This is a genomic window from Parabacteroides sp. AM08-6 (assembly GCF_003473295.1).
GTDB lineage: Bacteria > Bacteroidota > Bacteroidia > Bacteroidales > Tannerellaceae > Parabacteroides.
This window is the reverse complement of record NZ_QRMP01000002.1, coordinates 268,847-287,583: the sequence shown is the minus strand read 5'-3', so window position 1 is coordinate 287,583 and position 18,737 is coordinate 268,847. Positions and strand designations below refer to the sequence as shown.

Annotated in this window: 14 protein-coding genes and 1 pseudogene; 2 read left to right on the top strand and 13 right to left on the bottom strand. The window is 36.3% G+C overall.

Annotated features, from left to right (window positions below; genetic code table 11):
* Positions 1 to 208: 208 nt before the first annotated feature.
* From DW103_RS02960 to DW103_RS02915, 10 genes are all read right to left on the bottom strand, one after another.
* Positions 209 to 640, bottom strand: a complete 432-nt coding sequence (locus DW103_RS02960; protein WP_122274171.1) for a DUF3244 domain-containing protein — start codon at positions 638 to 640, stop codon at positions 209 to 211.
* A 216-nt stretch (positions 641 to 856) separates the two neighbouring features.
* On the bottom strand, positions 857 to 1,780 hold the full coding sequence (locus tag DW103_RS02955) for a glycosyltransferase family 2 protein (RefSeq protein ID WP_122274170.1): 924 nt from the start codon (positions 1,778 to 1,780) through the stop codon (positions 857 to 859).
* A 34-nt stretch (positions 1,781 to 1,814) separates the two neighbouring features.
* The gene (locus DW103_RS02950; protein WP_122274169.1) at positions 1,815 to 3,155 is read right to left on the bottom strand and encodes a hypothetical protein; all 1,341 of its coding nucleotides are present in this window, start codon (positions 3,153 to 3,155) and stop codon (positions 1,815 to 1,817) included.
* Positions 3,155 to 4,453 carry a glycosyltransferase family 39 protein gene (locus DW103_RS02945; protein ID WP_158576659.1) on the bottom strand — a complete coding sequence of 433 codons (1,299 nt, stop codon included), beginning with the start codon at positions 4,451 to 4,453 and terminating at the stop codon, positions 3,155 to 3,157. The genes DW103_RS02950 and DW103_RS02945 overlap by 1 nt, the downstream gene beginning before the upstream one ends.
* Complete coding sequence (locus DW103_RS02940; RefSeq protein ID WP_147381168.1) at positions 4,422 to 4,991, bottom strand: hypothetical protein; 570 nt, start codon at positions 4,989 to 4,991, stop codon at positions 4,422 to 4,424. The genes DW103_RS02945 and DW103_RS02940 overlap by 32 nt, the downstream gene beginning before the upstream one ends.
* A gap of 360 nt (positions 4,992 to 5,351) precedes the next feature.
* Positions 5,352 to 6,539: a 6-bladed beta-propeller gene (locus DW103_RS02935; protein ID WP_122274166.1), complete on the bottom strand. Its 1,188-nt coding sequence runs from the start codon at positions 6,537 to 6,539 to the stop codon at positions 5,352 to 5,354.
* Positions 6,540 to 7,072: 533 nt separating this feature from the next.
* A complete protein-coding gene (locus DW103_RS02930; RefSeq protein WP_122274165.1) occupies positions 7,073 to 7,513 on the bottom strand; it encodes a hypothetical protein in 441 nt (146 codons plus the stop codon).
* Between the two features lie 379 nt (positions 7,514 to 7,892).
* The gene (locus tag DW103_RS02925; protein WP_122274164.1) at positions 7,893 to 9,071 is read right to left on the bottom strand and encodes a 6-bladed beta-propeller; all 1,179 of its coding nucleotides are present in this window, start codon (positions 9,069 to 9,071) and stop codon (positions 7,893 to 7,895) included.
* A 4-nt stretch (positions 9,072 to 9,075) separates the two neighbouring features.
* Entirely contained in the window at positions 9,076 to 10,248 is a 1,173-nt protein-coding gene (locus tag DW103_RS02920; RefSeq protein WP_122274163.1) for a 6-bladed beta-propeller, read from the bottom strand.
* A gap of 188 nt (positions 10,249 to 10,436) precedes the next feature.
* Positions 10,437 to 12,296, bottom strand: a complete 1,860-nt coding sequence (locus DW103_RS02915; protein ID WP_122274162.1) for a tetratricopeptide repeat protein — start codon at positions 12,294 to 12,296, stop codon at positions 10,437 to 10,439.
* Positions 12,297 to 12,512: 216 nt separating this feature from the next.
* On the opposite strand from DW103_RS02915, the gene mnmA reads away from it, so the two are divergent.
* A complete protein-coding gene (mnmA, locus tag DW103_RS02910) occupies positions 12,513 to 13,589 on the top strand; it encodes a tRNA 2-thiouridine(34) synthase MnmA (protein ID WP_122274161.1) in 1,077 nt (358 codons plus the stop codon).
* A 302-nt stretch (positions 13,590 to 13,891) separates the two neighbouring features.
* Here mnmA and DW103_RS02905 read toward each other — a convergent pair whose 3' ends face one another.
* The 3 genes and pseudogenes from DW103_RS02905 to DW103_RS02895 form a co-directional block, all read right to left on the bottom strand.
* A complete protein-coding gene (locus tag DW103_RS02905; protein ID WP_122274160.1) occupies positions 13,892 to 16,510 on the bottom strand; it encodes a DUF5916 domain-containing protein in 2,619 nt (872 codons plus the stop codon).
* A gap of 111 nt (positions 16,511 to 16,621) precedes the next feature.
* Positions 16,622 to 17,563 carry a ribose-phosphate pyrophosphokinase gene (locus tag DW103_RS02900; RefSeq protein WP_122274159.1) on the bottom strand — a complete coding sequence of 314 codons (942 nt, stop codon included), beginning with the start codon at positions 17,561 to 17,563 and terminating at the stop codon, positions 16,622 to 16,624.
* A gap of 162 nt (positions 17,564 to 17,725) precedes the next feature.
* A pseudogene (locus DW103_RS02895) lies at positions 17,726 to 17,941 on the bottom strand (IS5/IS1182 family transposase); the annotation flags it as partial.
* Positions 17,942 to 17,949: 8 nt separating this feature from the next.
* Between DW103_RS02895 and DW103_RS02890 the strand changes: the two are divergent.
* A complete protein-coding gene (locus tag DW103_RS02890) occupies positions 17,950 to 18,666 on the top strand; it encodes a hypothetical protein (RefSeq protein WP_122274158.1) in 717 nt (238 codons plus the stop codon).
* Positions 18,667 to 18,737 lie beyond the last annotated feature (71 nt).

Here is an 18,737-nt window from a genome sequence, read left to right as displayed (position 1 = left end):
GACACCTAAATATTCTCCAACGACCCCCAAAGCTAACAAAAGTATTTCATACTATAAAAGAATCATTGACATTAAAAACAGTCAAACACAAACCAACTCCTCTCGAAGCGAAAATGCTACAAGAATCAAAATAGCCACTGTATTCTTTCTAATATAATTAAAAAGACACACATGGCTATTTCTTTCCCTAATTTGTTACTAATCCATCCTACTCCATCATTTCAAATTCTCCAACCCAACAGTCTCCCCATTGGTTAGTCAGTTTTAAATGACAGATTTCTTCCACACTCAGTTTCCCTACATAGATTACAACTTGAGATGAACCTGCAGGTATCACCTCTTCACATACAACTTGACCATTTTTCGACAATGTTAAATTGATATCAGAGGATAAATCCCTGTTTTCAATATACAGATACTCACCATCCCAATAAGCGGATACTGGGCAATCCACGGATATGGAACGCTTATCTTTTGATAAGTGGCCTTTCAAACAAATTGGTTTCTTTTCTTTTTTTTCCGTATTCTCAGTCTTTGTCCCACTCTCCATATTGGAACAAGCTAAAATATCCGAACCACTAAAACAAACCAGACTTCCTAATAAAAACAGGAACAATTTACATTTTGAAAAATACTTCATAATAATTTAGAATTTATATTATTGCAAAATAACGGAGAAGATTCCGAATATAGAATGGACAATTCAGAGGCATAAATTCACATATTCACGCACATACAACTAATATAAACATCAATAAATCAGTACAATAATCAAAAACGACATAAATAGACAAGCTTACATTCGGAATGGTTAAAAAGAATAAATATAACACTAAGATTGACACCGACAGCACATTCAAGGCCGATTAGTTTTGTTCAATTCCAATTCAAACAACTGCCGATGCTTCTTTACAATTATATCTAAGATTAATCCGCTAAATAAGCATTGAAGCGAACATAGAAACATGATGCCGGAAACAATCAGTGTTGGAAAACGAGGAACTAATCCGGTTTGTATATAATCAACCAATACGGGTATGAATAATATCAAGGACAATAGAAATATAAAAAATGACAGCCAACTAAAAAAAGCCAATGGCTGATATTCTTTATATAGCATGAATATCGTACGCAAAACCTTATATCCGTCTTTATACGTATTAAGCTTGGAAGTACTTCCTTTGGGCCGGTCTTTGTATTCAACGGGTATTTCTTTCAACAGAAAATTCTTATCCAATGCATGAATCGTCATTTCCGTTTCAATTTCAAACCCTTTGGAGAGCACAGGAAATGTCTTTACAAATGTGCGGCCAAATGCACGATAGCCCGTCATTATATCTTTTACATTGCTATCAAAAAGCGTATTAATCAACCAACAGACCAAACGGTTTCCGGCATTGTGAAAAAGACGTTTATTCTCTTTATAGTAAGTCGACGATAATCTCTCCCCTATGACCATATCGATATGCTTATTTATTACTAAATCCACCATCTCACGCGCGTTTTTTGCCGGATAAGTATCATCACCGTCTACAATAATATAACAATCGGCTTCAATCAACCGGAACATACTGCGGATAACATTCCCTTTGCCTTGCCTATCTTCTTTATAGACAGTCGCACCGGATAGAAAAGCAAACTCCGAAGTTTTATCCGTCGAATTGTTGTCATATACAATAATTTCAGCTTCTGGCAGAACAGACTTATAATCGGCAATTACTTTAGAAATTGTCTGCTCCTCATTATAGCAGGGAATTAATACCGCAATACGTGGTGTCATAACTGTAGATTAGATTAAATTAAACAAAAGAATACTATTTTATTTTTTTTCGAAAATTCCATGTACGGATATAAAAACAAAACATACTTCCGGTGAGCACCGCCCCTAACAGCATAAACGGCATATGCCAGATAATGTGATTCATGTGCGGATGCACATAGGAATGCCCCTTAAATATGACAAACCATGAAAGAGGGGCTAACAAGGAGAGCCACAACGTAATTGTCAATGCGATTTGTTGTCGGCGAAACCGGGGAAAATATTTAATTGATTTCGATACCAATACCAGTATGCTGACAAAAAAGAAGAAAAGAATGGAGGAGCCGAAAGTTCCCTTGCTAAGAATACGCAGAGCATCATCTTCAAACCAATGTGCCAAATCATAAGCATGCCCGTTCCAATAGGTAGCCAATACATCCCACAGATTACTTTTCAGGCTTTCCATATAGAAAGAATCCATATCAGTATTGCCGCCCACGTATGTTCGTCTATTCAAGCTATAAAATATATAGTCGAATCCCTCACTCAAAGTTCCTTTCACAAAAGACAATTGTATCGCCAACCAAAAAATTGTCAATAATACGGCAGATAATGCACCCGCAGAAACAGCCGTAAAACGTTTTAAGAAAGTCCTCAAATTCCATTTATAAATGAAGCCATAAAAAAACCAGGGAGTAACACTCATCACCAACGTGGTTGTTATATACTCGAAACCTGTAAGCAAACATTTGGTAAACACACACACAAACATTAAAACAAAAGTAAGAAGACCGGTTCTCTTTACTTTCTCCTCCCAAAATTGGAGATACCAAAGAGAAACGACAAAAGGAAGGTAAAATATACCCAAAACCCAAAATATATTATGGCCGAAATAAATAATCCATTGGGAAAATAAAATCGTCACAAACGTAAAGATTGCAGTAGCCAACTTCCATCGATAAAATACCCACAGGAGAAACAGCGTAAAGATAAGCCCATTAAATAGACTTATATTCCAATAAAAAAACTCTAACGCATCGTCTCCCGACAAACCGGTTATTTTGCAGAACAATCCATACAAGAAAGCCTGTACACCGGGCTGAGAGTAATATGCCTCATAAGTATCAAACTCGTATTGATTACGATAAGCTTCATATTGATACCAAAACGGATCCGTACTCGAAGGAACAGGGTAAACCTTTCCCAAAAAACCTGCATGAGCAGCAAGTCCATCTCTTTCCGAAAGGATAAGACGCCCCACCACCAAACTTTCGCTGTCGTACTGAAAATAATCAAAATAACGACTTGCCGTATCAAAAATATTGTTTTTAAAACTAAACGACAATATAATCCATACAGTAATGCCAAATATCAAAAACAAACTCCGCTTGTCCATTATTTAGTTTTATGTAATTCCTCCTCTCTTTGTTTCAAAAGAGTATTCATTTTCATTTTCAAACTCGTATTATCATGCCATGTAAAAGTCCTTATATGCGTCTGTATTCCAAAGAACAACAACCAGGCACAAGCTACTCCGATACAAATCTTTTTAAATCGAGGTTGTTTTTCAAGTAAGACAAAGAAATACCAGACAATAATAAAAAATAATCCGGGAGCAGCAAGATATACATAACGATCTGCAACAATGCTAAACCGGGACATCGGTATGATGTGAAGCATCAGCCCGACATGTATCAAGAACCAAGAAAGTCCCAAATAAACAGGACGTTTCAACAATAACTTTCCAAAACAGAATCCCAATATCAGAAGAACGACCGGATAAATCCAAAATCTAAAAGGCAAAGCTTCCCCGATTGTTATCGGAAAGGGATAAAGATATAAAAGATTAAATGGGAGAATTAGTTTTATCACATATTCACAAATGGAATAACAAGCAAAAACACATCGCTGCATAAACGGATAAAAAACTTCATTCCCCATCAGGCCTGAATTAGTAGAAGCATGCGATTCCAATGTGATATACACAAAGACCAAAGTCAATAAAAAGACCGGCATCTTCTCATACCACAATGTTACGCTCCGGAAGTTACGCCGGCACGCAAAATCAATCCAAAATAAACAAACCAGAAGCGTCACAGCTTGTTCCTTCCCACCAAAAGAAAGCAGAAAGCATAACAACATTAATAAATAATCATAGATTCTTTCCTTTTGTATATAGCGAAGGTAGAACCAGATGGAACATAAATAGAAAAACACAAACACCAATATCTTAGAAGCACTAATCCAAGCTACCACTTCCACTTGCAACGGATGAATCGCAAAAAGCAGCGCAACAGCAAATGAGATATAGTCTATTTTATTCACCGTTAATCCCCGGTAGATATTCATTTGCAAAAGACGTCGAACAATAAAATAGACCAATAAACTATTCAATATATGCAGCAACAAACAAAAAAGATGAAACACTGTAGAATTATACCCGAAAAAATAATAGATAAGAGTATAAAAGAACTGATTCACCGGACTATATTGTCCGAAATAATAGTCGGTTAGTATCAACTTTAGATTATACCAGGAAAAACTCTCCGTATATTTATTTATCACTTGCCACCCATCATCCCACGCCGTTATAAATTCATGCCCAGAAATAGATGCATAACACACAATGCACGCTACTACAATCGCAACAACCGATAAAACCCTATTGGAGTATAATTCTTGTACTTCTTTCATGTTCATTTTCTATAATCTCCTCAGTCGTCTCTTCTTTTTCACAATACTTATCAGCCAATGTTTGCAAATAACCACTCAACAAATCCAACTGATTCGGATTCGCTATTAAGGTATGCTTGGATATCTTACCATCATCCACAAAAGTCAGATAAGGCAAATTAGAACCATCAATAGGCAAACCCAAAGTACCCGTTTTCAATAGATATACAGGAATACTATTATCAACATCATGAAGTTTAATTCTCATTTCACGCAAAGAACTCCCTTGATAAAGAACAAGGACGTGAATCTCCCCCATCATATCTTTCAATATTTTTATCCTTTCATAAATCTTATCAATACAATCATCACAGTAAGTCCCCGGATATTTCAAAATCAAATACATCGAATCAGGAGAAATAATATCTTTCAATATTGTTTTACTTTTGTCAAAAGACATCACTTCTATATCCAAATTAATCATCACATTATCAGAATTTATTTCAGCATACAGCTGTTCATATAAGCTATTTATATTCAGCGCACTATTATGATTCACTGATGTTGATTTTATTGTTCTTCTCAAGTTCAAATAAGAACAAGTTATCAAAACACTAAAAAGGAACAATACAAACAGCAAACAAATTATAAATTTATCATTTTTCATTTTCACATTTTTTATTCAGAAAACGCGTCCAGTCCATTACTTTAATTTAACACATTAACCCACAAAACAATAAAAGCTTTAACATCATATAAAAATCAATACAAAACTCTCATAAATACACATCTATATCTCATATTTCTAATTACAACAATTAGACACAACCTACTTTTTATTTTATAAATATCAAAAATTCATTTTAAAACCATCATTTATAAACTTACAAAAAGCATCGGATAAATTATATTTTCGATACTAAAATCTTTTAATATGATAAATTACAACAATAGGATTATCATTATAAACATCATAATTCAGTATTTCATCTCTTATTTTATCAGGGATACCTCCTTCATCCATCTCTACACTTTCGCGATAATTTAAAACTTTATCTTGATCTACAATCTGAATCAAATCATCACCATTTACATATTTAGAGTTCATAAAATTCAGACAATAATACGGTTCAAGAACATGAAAAGTTTCTTTCGTATCTTTATCAAAAACATAAAAATTAGATATAGCCATAAATTTTAAAAATATATACTTTGAAGTCTCGAATATACAATCAAAACCAGGGGAATATTTCTCTGATGACAGAACTTCAGTATAAGCTATTATAGGCTCATATTCAAAACTTTTACCAACAAAAAAATCAGACGGTATATGAGGTTTACCCGTCTCTATTATTAAATAAGGAGCTGTCTTTCCATCTTTATATGTATAAATTGTATCTGAGTATAGTGAAATATAATGGGTTCCTGTCTTTGTGGGACTCAAAGGATGCCCTGAAAGAGTAATCGATATCGGAGTATTCACTGTTACTGGATATGTAGACCACTTATCTACAATAGAATAGTCTTCCACTGATATTTTTGCATAAACATCATCAGTATTTTGTAAAACATCAAAAACCCCATAAAGATATTTATCAAAATATATAAATTTAGACATAAAAGAAAAACTCCAATTTGCAGGCTTTACCCCCCGGACATATTTTCCTTCCATATCATACTCATGAATAGTTTTTCTAAGAGGGTCTAACACACATATTTTTCTTTCATCTGTATTGATAAAGAATGACTTAATAGAAAGATATTCTTCAGCTCCTTCTCCTCTACTCCCTATATTATATAAATATTTGCCTTTTTCATCAAAAACCTTTATCGCTGTCGTCTTACTATCATATATATAGATTTTATTATCAACCATTTCCAACTGATTAATCTCGCCAATAAGACTAGCATCTGTCGTTTCCAATGGAACAAAAGAACAATTTTCTACAAATTTATCATCTGAAAATTTCATTTTTTCTATCCGAATAATTTCATTTTTACTAACAAAAACAGCATCTGTTAATTTTAATTGTTTCTCTTTTTCATTACAACTAAATAATAATAAAACAAACAAAACAATAACACCTATATCTTTTACAAACTTCATACCGCATTTTCCACAATCTAAATATTACACATTATCAACCATGCAAACTAAACCTTCGTTTTACACATTTTATACAATAGACGGAATACATTCTGTTTATATACATTTAAGCAATTTAAAAACAGCATTCATCCTCAATCTATTATCAACCCATAGTATAAAAGCACTATTAAACAAAATCCTGAATTAAGTTATAAAAACCAGCGATAATTCAGCTTTTCATAACAGGATATGCAGTATAAAATATTTACAAATACAGTTCAATGCATATCAAAATACAAAAGATATATTATCCAAACAGGAATTTGTTTAACAGGCATTAAACTTTACTTTAACAATATGTCATATCCGCATTTTTCACTTCATAGAACATTAAAATACGACTAGACAATTTGCACACACAATCGCATAACGATTTCTATAGTTCCATACATTTACTATATTCACCTCAGGTTAAAGTCAAAGATTCAACCTGCATATCTCTTCAAACGTTCAAAGAATCTTACAAGATTCTTAACAATGCCAAGTAAACATTAAAGCTTATTTGTAGTTACCACTGATATTCCAACTTTACGTTGATCGCAACAAGAACCTTCCACAACATTGTCGCAATTTTTTTTGTCATATACAACACTATACTTTGTTCCCTTTTTCAGTCCTGTTTTTACAATATCAGAGCCAATTAGCAATTCACCACTACCGTTTACTTCATGCTCTTCAACTATATGCGTTGAATTTATACACCTATTAGGAGCATAATTAATATCTCCACAAAAATTACCTGTAAAAGAACCACTAGTAGAACCACTACCCGTTCCTCCACTACTTGTACCACTACTACTACTTTGCGCTAAAACATTTAAATGCAAAGTGCTTGCTGTTTTGATACCATATCCTGAAAATACATACTGCAAATTTGCAGCCAGAATAAAAGCTAAAGTTAAAACTCCCAGAAATAATTTCATGTTTTTCATGTCTCTAATTTTTTAAGTAAAACATTATAACCTTTCCTCTTGCAAATATGACAAATTTACTTGACACCATTCTCATTTGGAAATTCATGCTGCAAATATATAGGGAAAAAACCAAGAGTAAAATAGACAATTTTCATATACACAACATCGGAACAAAAACCATAACAAACTATTAAACAGAACGATAAAATAAAACAACAGAATGGACAGGCAGCACTTTTTCTGTGATTATTCACAAATATCCGCTAAACAAATCCTGTTGATTTAATATTTTCGTTTAAAATCTACCAGATATTTCATCACGACCTATCATACTTCATTTCAAAGACTTCTTAAATATGATGATGGGATTATTATCCAAGGTAGTCGGTATCCATCCTCATTTCTTCATATGATACACCACCAATATTGGATTATCATTATCCGAATCATACCTTTCCATAATATCTTTCAAACATTCAGGACATTGGAATTCACCGGACTCTATTCTTTCCTTATAAGAATCTATTTCTTCTTGGGTAAAAATCTCCACCAATCTGTTTCCACAAACATAATCTATATTTCCAAAATTAGGAAATTTACTATTCTTTACATGGAAAGCTTCATTTGTCTGTTTATCTATCAAATAATAATCCCATTTTAGGAAAAAGTAAGTTAAGATATATCGATCCGTTTCATATAAGGAAGAAAAACCGGGAGAGTAATCTTCTACAAAAAGCATGTGAAAGTAAGCATCTTGAGGCTCAAATTCAAAAGATTTTCCTTTAAAATAATCAGAAGGGATATTGGGTTTCCCTGTTTCTATTAGAAGAAAAGGAGATAATTCTCCCTCTTTATAGGAATATAGTGTATCCGAATACAAGGATATACAACTGACATTATCCCCATAACAGGATATGGGATGCTTACCGATTGAATATCCTGCCTGTATACCCGGCTCAGGTTTAACCGGATACTCGCCCCATTGGTCAATAACAGAGTAGTCCCTATCTGAAATCTTATAGTACATCATACTATTAAAATGCGATTGGTCCAAAAAACAATAAATATAGCCATCCTTCCAGATAGCATCCTCCATACAAGAAAACCTCTCATCACTATACTTTACTTTTTTCAGAAAATGTCCATCCAAACTATACTCATGCACAGATGACGGCATAGGGTCAAACATACATATCTTATTCTCCTTCTCATTTATCACAAATGAACATATTGAATGGTACTCTCCCACACCTTCTCCGGGAGTCCCTATATTTGATAAAAATTTCCCGGTAGAATCAAATACTTTTACCCGATTTGTAGCATGATCCAAGATATAATATTTATCATCATGTATTCCTATTTGATAAATCTTTCCAAAAATGGCTTCTTCCGAAGATTCTAAAGTCACAAATGTACAACTATCGATAAACCGGTTATCATCAAAACCAATCTTCTCTATCGTTGTTATCTTGTCAGAAGGAATATATGTATAATCTACGTCAAGTTTATTTTTGTCTGTTCCCTTACATCCAAACAAAAAAGTGACTAATAAAAAAAGCAGCACACTATTTCTCATTTCATTATTTTTTTATATGATAAATTAGTATTACAGGATTACCTTCATTCAAGTCATAATTAGATATCACATTTTGTATTTGTTTTGGATATTTAACTCCTTCAGTTTCCACATATTGCAAATAATTGGATATCTCTTCTTGATCAAAAACTTTGATTAAATCATTCCCATTTATACATTTAGAAGACATTATATCCAGCTGATAAGGAGGAGTGATAACATGATAAGCTTTTTCTGTTTTTTTATCTATCACATAAAAATCCTTATTCAAATCAAATTTTGTGAAAACAAACCTATCTGTTTCCAACAAAAGACTAAAACCTGGAGAATATTTCTCAAAAGAAGAAATTTCGGCCAAGGCCTCTACTGGTTCATATTCATAACTTTTTCCATCAACAAAATTGAAAGGGACATTAGGCTTTCCTGTTTCTATAACTAAATAAGGTTTTTTTTCATCTTCTCCATATTTGTAAATAGTATCCGAGAATAAAGAGGTATAATGCATTTCCGTATTTACAATACTAAATGGGTTGTCTAAAAATACCACACTCATCTGTGTGTTTAGCTTGAGGGGATATGTAGACCATTCTTCTATAACAGAATAATCTTCTGAAGACATTTTTGTATAAACTTTATCATTGTTATAAGAAAGACTAAAAGCACAATATAAAAACTTGTCAGAATATACGAGGTTCAAAGGAAAATGGAATCCCCAAACCTTTGGTTTTACATTCCTAATATAGTCTCCATTCAAACCATATTCATGAACACATTTTTTGAGAGGGTCAACTATACAGACCTTGTTTTCGTCTGTATTAATAAAAAAAGAATTAATACTGATGTACTCTTTATCCCCTTGTCCTTGTTTACCTATATCGCACAAGTACCTCCCTTCAATATTAAAAACTTTTATACTACGTGTTTTGACATCAAATATATATATTTTATTATCATATATCTTTATTTGCTTTATTTCCCCTATAACGCTCTCAGATATTGTTTCCAATGGAATGAAAGAACAGCTATCAATAAATAGAGGCTCATCAAAATCTATTTTCTCCAACGTTGTTATCTTGTCAGAAGGAATATATATATAATCTACGTCAAGTTTATTTTTGTCTGTTCCCTTACATCCAAAAAGAACAACAACAAATAAAAAAATAATTTCTGTTTTCATATTTTTAAATTTAACATCAATAGAGAGTTTCCTATTTTTTCTTATAAATAATACAAAAGTACATGACTAAAATCAGAATACAAATAGACAATTCACAGGTACATACAGTCCACAAATAAGGCACAAAAACCTATAAATCAAGACAATGCAACAGAAACACAAGATAGACAACTTTACTTCTTCGGTTATCAAATGGAGTAAATCCAAGCTTCCAGTTCTCTCTTTGCCCATTTTTTATCTTTATCCAGACGATGCCGAAGGCGTTGTTTGCGCTTAATCAAGGAATCTTCCGCTATGGACAAAAATTGAGTAATTTCTTCATCTGTATGTCTTAGTTTAATCAGACAACAGAGGCGCAAATCATCTTCCGTCAGATTGGGGTAAGTTTCTCTTAAACGTTGTACAAAATTTTCATACATTGAATCCATTACGATAAAAAGTTCTCTCCACTCCATCGCTTGCAAAGGGGATTTCTTGTTTTGCATACGGACTAAAACAGGAATCGTTTCTATCCGTCTGTTTTCTTCGGAAGAAACCACAGACGAATCATTTAGCTGAATTCCACGCATTTGACGCCGTAAAGAGCGATTGGCATCTTTCAGTTGCTTACCGGTATCTTGCAATTGCTGATGCTTTTTTTCTAAACGGTCCAAAACTTTTGTTCTCATTTTTAATTGTTCGGACAGATTTTCTTTTTGAAGCTCATTCTGCTTATTCGACCTATTCAATGCTTGTATCCGTTTCTCCAAAGAAGAACATTCCTTTTGTTGTTCCAACAATTGTACTGACAAATCGGCAATCTCTTTATCACTCTCCTTTATGCTTCTTTCATTTTCAGACAATTCCGACTTCAATTGCAAAATTTTCAAATTTCGTTTCTTTAGCCTGTTCTGATTAATAAAAATAATAAGCAAAATCATACACAGTAAAAAAACGAGTACCAGCAGCCCGATTTTCACAATCCGGTCTTTAGCTGAGGCAAGCTGAAGATTCTCCCGCAATACTTTTTCATGGTTATATTTTCGTTCTGCCTCGATAATAATCTGCATTTTTTCCATTTTCTGAATGGAGTCGAAATATGCCAAATACATATTATTATAATTGACAGCTTCCTTATACTGCTCTTGTTCTTCATATAAATAATATAAACATTGACAAGCATCACGCAAAGTATACAGATTATCTGATTGAAGCGCCTGTCTCAAATGAGATGCAGCACTCTCATACTCATCCAAATAATAATAGGCACCACCTAACAACAAAGAAAATTCTTTATGGTCTCCATTCTTTTTCTTCTGCATTTTTTGTATCTCACCTATGATTCCCGATAGCTCGTCAAGTAGACCGGCTGCTATATATACTCCCATTTTTTCCTCCAAAGCAACCCTTTTTGCCTCCCATTCATTTGACTCCTCTGCAATCTGAGCTGCTTTCTCATACCAGGAAAGAGCTTGTTCCCAATCAGTCTGAAGACTATATGCTCTCCCTAAATAAGAACAGGCATAAGAGATACAAGAACTGTCTTTTGATTGTATCGCATACCGGTATGCATCCTGATAGGAGCACAATGCCTGTTCCGGCAATGAGCGATAGACGTATAAAGAACCTAAATAAGAAGAGACTAAAAAAAGCAATCCGGCATCGGACGTATGTTTCGCGACATCCAAGGCTTTCACAAAATAGGCGATAGCTTCGTCTTCACTCTTCCAATCTTGCAAAATCCTGCCTTTATAAAACAGGGATGCAGCATAATGCTTGGCATCATTTTGTTTTTCAAAATAATCGAATGCAATGTTTATGAAGGAATCGGTAGTATGCTCCACAAAATTCTTATCGTGCGCTTGTGTAATCAACAGGCACCAAGTTGCATATTCTTTTTTCGGAAGCTCTTCCGGATTCTGAATCCCTTCCAGCAACGACTGGGCACTGTCCGGATGCAAGCTCATTACCTGTTCGGCTTTTTGCAAAACAGGCAACTCGGTTCTGACCGGATTACAGGAAACCAAAATCCCCCCCCAAAATATTAAAATAAAAGACCTAAGGTCCATATCATACACTTTTTATACAGAAGTAGAAAAAACGAGTTGCTTTTTTGACGTATTTAAAGTTAACAGCTCTACTTTTTATTATTAACTTCTATTTTTAATATTCGCAAATATAAGATTTTTTTTGATTCACACTATGATTTTCATATAGAATGTACACTAATTCCTAATTTAAAAATTTACAGTACCTTTGCGACGGATAATTATAAGCTTAAGTTCATGGAAATTGCAGCATTAGTTTCAGGAGGAGTGGATAGCTCCGTTGTTGTTCATCAGCTCAAAGAAGCGGGATACAATCCGACTATCTTTTATATTCGTATAGGTATGGAGGACAAAGATGGTTATATCGACTGCCCTGCTGAGGAAGATATTGAAATCACTTCGTATATAGCAAAAAAATATGGATGCCGTTTCGAGATTGTTTCTTTACACGATGAATATTGGGAACAAGTTGTCAGCTATACGATAGATTCCGTGAAGCGTGGCCTTACTCCTAATCCGGATATGATGTGCAATAAATACATCAAATTCGGCTGCTTTGAAGAAAAGTGGGGTAAAAATTTCGATAAAATAGCAACCGGACATTACGCCACAACGACCGAAATAGCCGGGAAAGTATGGTTGTCGACAGCCAAAGACCCGGTAAAAGACCAAACAGACTTTCTCGGACAAATCACCCGCTTACAAATACAAAAGCTGATGTTTCCCATCGGACACCTGATGAAAAGTGAAGTTCGTGCCATAGCCGAACAGCAAAAATTGCCAAGCGCAAAACGTAAAGACAGCCAGGGAATCTGTTTTCTGGGAAAAATCAATTACAATGATTTTATAGAACGTTATCTCGGAAAACGAACCGGAAAAATTATCGAGCTGGAAACAGGCAAAGTGCTCGGCAAGCATAACGGCTATTGGTTTCACACCATCGGACAGCGCAAAGGCCTGGGTCTGAGCGGGGGACCATGGTTTGTAATTAAAAAGGATATCAAACGAAATATCATATACGTATCCAACGGATACGATCCGGAAACACAGTATGGCAAAACCATCAACCTGCACGGGTTCGATTTTATTACAGAAGATCCGTGGGGTGATTTTACGGATGAAAAAGAAATTACGTTCAAAATCCGTCACACGCCGGAATTCACTCATGGCCACATCCGCCGTATCGGAGATTTGTATCGCATCGAGTCCGACAATAAGATACAAGGAATTGCTCCCGGACAATATGGAGTAGTTTACGACAAGGAGCATCATCTTTGCCTGGGTAGTGGAATGATTATTGACGAAGAGATATAAAACGGCATCCGGCATTTTTTCACATTTGTATATAAATAACGGATTGGACGTATACAAAAGGAGTACGTAGGAAATCCATAAATTCACCTTTGGTTTTTCTATTTTTCAACCGAGCGTTTTTACTTTCAATATATGTTGAAAGTAAAAATGACAATTGTGTTTTTTTATTTCAACAATTATTCTTTTTGCATTCATCAAATATGAAAAGAATAATTGCTCGGTTGCGAATCAGAAAAAGCTGCCATGTTTTTTCGGAAAGCATAGCAGCTTTTTCCGGAAAGTACGAATGCCTTTATAAACGGCTAAAGGTCGAACCAGTAATTCATTTTTATCATAAACGTATTGGTAGAGGGCAATCCGAACATGCGTTCCAGGTTGTTTCCCCAAGCCGAGACATAGCGGTTATCCTGATTAGACATACGATGTTCCCAAACAAAATAGAGCGTCGAACCCGGCAGGTACTCCCAACGTGCCACCAGATTGGAACGAAATTCATTAAAACTGAAGTCCGGACCTCCTTTGCCAAAATTCAGCTCGTCAGGAGAAATGGAACGAAAACGTTCTTCATATGTATGGGAGGTTGTATTCGTCATACATTTAAAATCACCGTATTTAGCGGTAGAAGTAAAAGGAGAGCCATAAAACTGCAACGAAACATCCGGAGTGACATTCACCTGCAACTTCATCGTCAATCCATACGTTTTTTGATCCATATGACCGGTAATATATTGCCTGTCGGCAGAAGAAACAGATTGTGAAGAGGCAGGGGTGATTGTCTGTACATATTGCATATTATCAGTGTTCCAAGCATAGTTCAACTGTCCGGACAAATAAACAAAATTGCCTAAACGGAATGAAAGAGAAGGCATGAACGTATTATAGCGATTGTAACCGTCCAGATTATGATTGCCTTCATATTGCAATGTCAACACGACACGCTTGGCTCTATCCGTATTAAATTTGACGGAAGTCATGGCATAAGGATTAAAGCGGACATCCGGTCCTCCCCGAAGCAAACGGCTGTCCAAGCTGTTCCAGCAGAAAGTTTCCGAAAGGACCAATTCGTAACGGCTCATCGTCATTGTCTGCCATTTCAGCGCAATGTCGTTATAGAAAAGAGTTTTTCCGTAATTCCAACGGTTACGTTGTGTCAAAGTAAATGCGTTATAACGGAAATTTTTCCATATATCGGTCTGACGATAAGCGATTTCCGTTTCATTCGTCAGATTATCCGTTTCTTTCAAATACCCCATATCATTAAGGTCAAAACCGGGAGACGACCAACTGAATGTTTCGGAAAAAGCCCATTTTGCATTTCCTTTCCTGCCGACTTTCAGATAACCGCCTGTACCTGTGAGCGAACGCCTATCCGGGTCCACTCCCAGATAATCGGACGAAGAAACTCGCTGATAGTAATGCACGGCACTTTCCTGTAAAGCGCGAATAGCGTCTTTGCTCCCGTTTAGCGAGCTCAACATACCTTTCGCTTCGATATAATAAAGCCTGTTCTTAAAATACCGGGTAAAATCGATTCCTGCCGTAAAAGCGTTGCGTACCATGAAATTCTCCAAATAAGGTTCTTCCAGCGCACGGTTCACAGATGTGACCATTCCTCCCAAAAGCGTATTTCCTTTCCAGTTTTTCTGTACACGTGCAACCGTATAATTAGTCAGAGGTTCCACCACTACTTTATCTTCTCTTCCGTTTGTCGTTACTTTTGAAGAGGAGCGGGCAGTGATACTCTGAACCACCCCTACTGTGACTCCTCTCCTGTTCGTTCCGGTCAACTTCAAAGCTCCGATGATAGGAACATTATCCTTTGAGCTGGCAAAGCTGTTTACATTGTCTATACCGGGAGGCGAATAGGAAGGGGCAGCTCCGATACGCCGGGTATAGAACATCATATCGCTTCCGTTTGCAAAGTCGAGAATATGTTTTCCTTCCAGAAAGAAGGGGCGTTTTTCATCGTAAAAAGTCTCGTAGGCAGTCAGATTCATCACGGACGGGTCCAGTTCAACCTGACCATAATCCGGATTGACTGTCAAATCCAGCGTAAAATCCGAAAGAGCGAATTTGGCATCCAGTCCGACATTACCACCCCAACTATGCCCCTTTTGATAAGGACTACCCGGTATTTCAGGTTCACTCCGGTATTTCCCCATCACATAAGGCAAGAATTCTATTCCCCGAGGTTTCGGCAATTGTGTCATGCCGTGCATTTCTCCGAAAGAGAAAACATGGCCGTTATTCTTCAAAGGTATCATACTCCAGTTCTGCACCTCATTGTTACGACGAATGATACGGCGAACGTGGAGTCCCCAAACCCCATCGTCTGATTTCTGATTATAACGAAGTTGACTGAATGGGATACGCAATTCGGCTGTCCAGCTCGAATCCTGAAGGTTTACAGAAGTCCGTCCCTCCCATACGGCGTTCCAGCTCAAATTTACGTTTAATTTGTCCGTGACAATCAAATCGGTCTTATTTCCTCCCAAATTGATATTAAATTCGGGAGCAGCGCGATAATCATGATAAGTATCGAAAGCCACACTAATCAAATCACCCATTTTATTATCATCCCGGTTTCCGATAAAACGGTTCATTTTCCCAGGCTCCGCATCTTTACAATAAACCCCGACATAGATATTTTTATCGTCATAGAAAAGTTTCACACGCGTAGGCGACTGGGAAATTCCCCTTTCATAAGGAATAATCTGCACAAAGCGATCCGACCATTCACCTTGTTTTGTCCAGAAATCTTCATTCAACTTTCCGTCCATTACCGGCTTTACACCTGATACTTTCGTTATATTATAAACACGTTTATAGGCTTTTTCAAATGGGACAATCGAATCTTGCTGCGCACTGCATAAAAAGCCGGCAGAAAGGAATAATAAAGATAGAAGATAACAATGTTTCATGGTCAAAAGAATATCAGGCAAAATCAGTATCGCCCCGTTACTGAAAGCAAAAATACAAAAAAAGCCGCTTATCCAACCGGATAGCGGCTTTTAATTCTATTTACAGAACAATTAAATTGCATAAAGAGAGCTGATTGACTCACCACTGCATACACGACGTATGGCTTCGGCGAACATATCGGCAACAGACAATACTTTCACTTTTTCGCATTTCTTTGCGTAAGGGATAGAGTCCGTAAAAATCATTTCAGTCAAAGCAGATTGGTCTACACGAGTAGATGCCGGATCCGACATGACAGCATGGCTGGCAATGGCACGAACCGACTTTGCCCCGTTCTCAATCATCAGATTAGCGGCCTTCGTTATCGTTCCGGCGGTATCTACCATATCGTCCACCAACAGGACATCCAGTCCTTCCACATCACCGATAATGCGCATTTCCGCCACTTCATTGGCACGCAAACGGGATTTATGGCAAATAACCATCGGCAAACCTAAATATTTGGAATAGCTGCTGGCACGTTTTGTACCTCCCACATCCGGAGTGGCAATACACAGATTATCCAGCGGTAATGAAGATTTAATATAATCCAGAAATACGGAAGACGCATATAAATGGTCTACGGGAACATTGAAGAAACCTTGTATCTGGTCTGCATGCAAATCCATCGTAATCAAACGGTTGATACCGGCTGTACCCAACATATCGGCAATCAATTTAGCACCTATGGATACACGAGGTTTGTCCTTTCTATCCTGACGGGCCCAACCAAAATAAGGTATGACTGCGATAATAGAATGTGCGGAAGCACGTTTAGCCGCGTCAATCATCAGGAGCAGCTCCATCAGATTGTCAGAGTTAGGAAATGTAGATTGTACCAGGAAAACATCGCGACCGCGGATTGATTCTTCATAGGAAACGGAGAATTCGCCGTCGGCAAAGTGTTGGATGTTCATTTGTCCCAGCGGACAATCTAAACTTTTGCAAATTTTCTCTGCAAGATACCGGGAGTTGGTTCCCGAAAACACCAAGAAAGGAGTTTGTGCACTCATTATTCCGAATATTTATCTTAATAAATAGATTTGAATTGTGGGTGCAAAGTTACAAAACTATTAACAACGAACAATTGATATGCGATAAATTTGTTGTTGGCAACTACAAGGCTAGGGATTCATAACCGGAAAGAAATGGACCTTTTGCATATCGCGCCTGAAGTATTGGCTGTCGGTTTTGAGCTTGTACAGAATAGCATTCACTCTTTCCATAAAACAACTTTTGGTCATATAACCGCGTTTTGCGACCGAAAGATGAGGGAGGATTTCATTTTTTATCGTATCTTTGTCCAATACAGCGTACATAGGATGTTTATCAATGAGTTTGGTCACCCATAATACACCGAATAATCTGACATGTTCGTTGTCTATTATCATTTTAACACATGAGAAAGAAACTGAAGGAAATCATCACCTCCCCCACCGCCACAAGACGAATGGGAGATTTTATTTGCAACTTCGTTGCAGTAGTACTGGGCATCATTATCACTTTCGTAGGGAACAACATAATCGAAGAACACAACAAGCAAAAAGAGCTGAAAGAAGCATTGCTGCTGGTCAAAGATGAAATGATGCTCAACCGGGAAAACATAAAAAAAATGATGCAACAGGAAATATTCGAACAGACAGGAGCGCGCTACTTACTTCAACACAGATATAATATGGATGCAGCCTCACCGGACTCTCTCAAAAAATACGGTTCGACCCCATTTAGTACATCCGGGTTCCTCCCTATTACCGATGCAATGGAAATGCTGAAAACATCATCACTCATATCCACCATCAAAGACAAGAAACTTGCCACACGAATTATCCAAACATACAACACGATAAAAGGCGCCCATCTTACATTTGAGTCTTTCACACAAACAAAAAAGGAGGATATTGCGAAACTCTACGACATGCAGGAAGTAAAAGAATTCATGACAAATCACGAAAACACGCCAAAAGCAGAAACATGGAAATTTTACTTCAAATTCCCAGAGGGAATACAAGCTATAAAAAGCATAGCTGTAATACATGACTCCCCTGCACGTATGTATGGAAGATATATAAAGCAAATTGACGAGACTATAGCAGCCCTTAATGAAATGTGCAAATAAAAACGTAGCGAACGCTGTTTCAGCGAATTCGCTACGCTTTGCCCAAATTTGACTTCTCGCTATGTGTTTAT

What these genes read in the sequence shown, in the direction of transcription:
- DW103_RS02960 (WP_122274171.1), bottom strand. Translation starts at nt 640, where the DNA reads ATGAAGTATTTTTCAAAATGTAAATTGTTCCTGTTTTTATTAGGAAGT.
- DW103_RS02955 (WP_122274170.1), bottom strand. Translation starts at nt 1,780, where the DNA reads ATGACACCACGTATTGCGGTATTAATTCCCTGCTATAATGAGGAGCAG.
- DW103_RS02950 (WP_122274169.1), bottom strand. Translation starts at nt 3,155, where the DNA reads ATGGACAAGCGGAGTTTGTTTTTGATATTTGGCATTACTGTATGGATT.
- DW103_RS02945 (WP_158576659.1), bottom strand. Translation starts at nt 4,453, where the DNA reads ATGAAAGAAGTACAAGAATTATACTCCAATAGGGTTTTATCGGTTGTT.
- DW103_RS02935 (WP_122274166.1), bottom strand. Translation starts at nt 6,539, where the DNA reads ATGAAGTTTGTAAAAGATATAGGTGTTATTGTTTTGTTTGTTTTATTA.
- DW103_RS02930 (WP_122274165.1), bottom strand. Translation starts at nt 7,513, where the DNA reads ATGAAAAACATGAAATTATTTCTGGGAGTTTTAACTTTAGCTTTTATT.
- DW103_RS02925 (WP_122274164.1), bottom strand. Translation starts at nt 9,071, where the DNA reads ATGAGAAATAGTGTGCTGCTTTTTTTATTAGTCACTTTTTTGTTTGGA.
- DW103_RS02920 (WP_122274163.1), bottom strand. Translation starts at nt 10,248, where the DNA reads ATGAAAACAGAAATTATTTTTTTATTTGTTGTTGTTCTTTTTGGATGT.
- DW103_RS02915 (WP_122274162.1), bottom strand. Translation starts at nt 12,296, where the DNA reads ATGGACCTTAGGTCTTTTATTTTAATATTTTGGGGGGGGATTTTGGTT.
- mnmA (WP_122274161.1), top strand. Translation starts at nt 12,513, where the DNA reads ATGGAAATTGCAGCATTAGTTTCAGGAGGAGTGGATAGCTCCGTTGTT.
- DW103_RS02905 (WP_122274160.1), bottom strand. Translation starts at nt 16,510, where the DNA reads ATGAAACATTGTTATCTTCTATCTTTATTATTCCTTTCTGCCGGCTTT.
- DW103_RS02900 (WP_122274159.1), bottom strand. Translation starts at nt 17,563, where the DNA reads ATGAGTGCACAAACTCCTTTCTTGGTGTTTTCGGGAACCAACTCCCGG.
- DW103_RS02890 (WP_122274158.1), top strand. Translation starts at nt 17,950, where the DNA reads ATGAGAAAGAAACTGAAGGAAATCATCACCTCCCCCACCGCCACAAGA.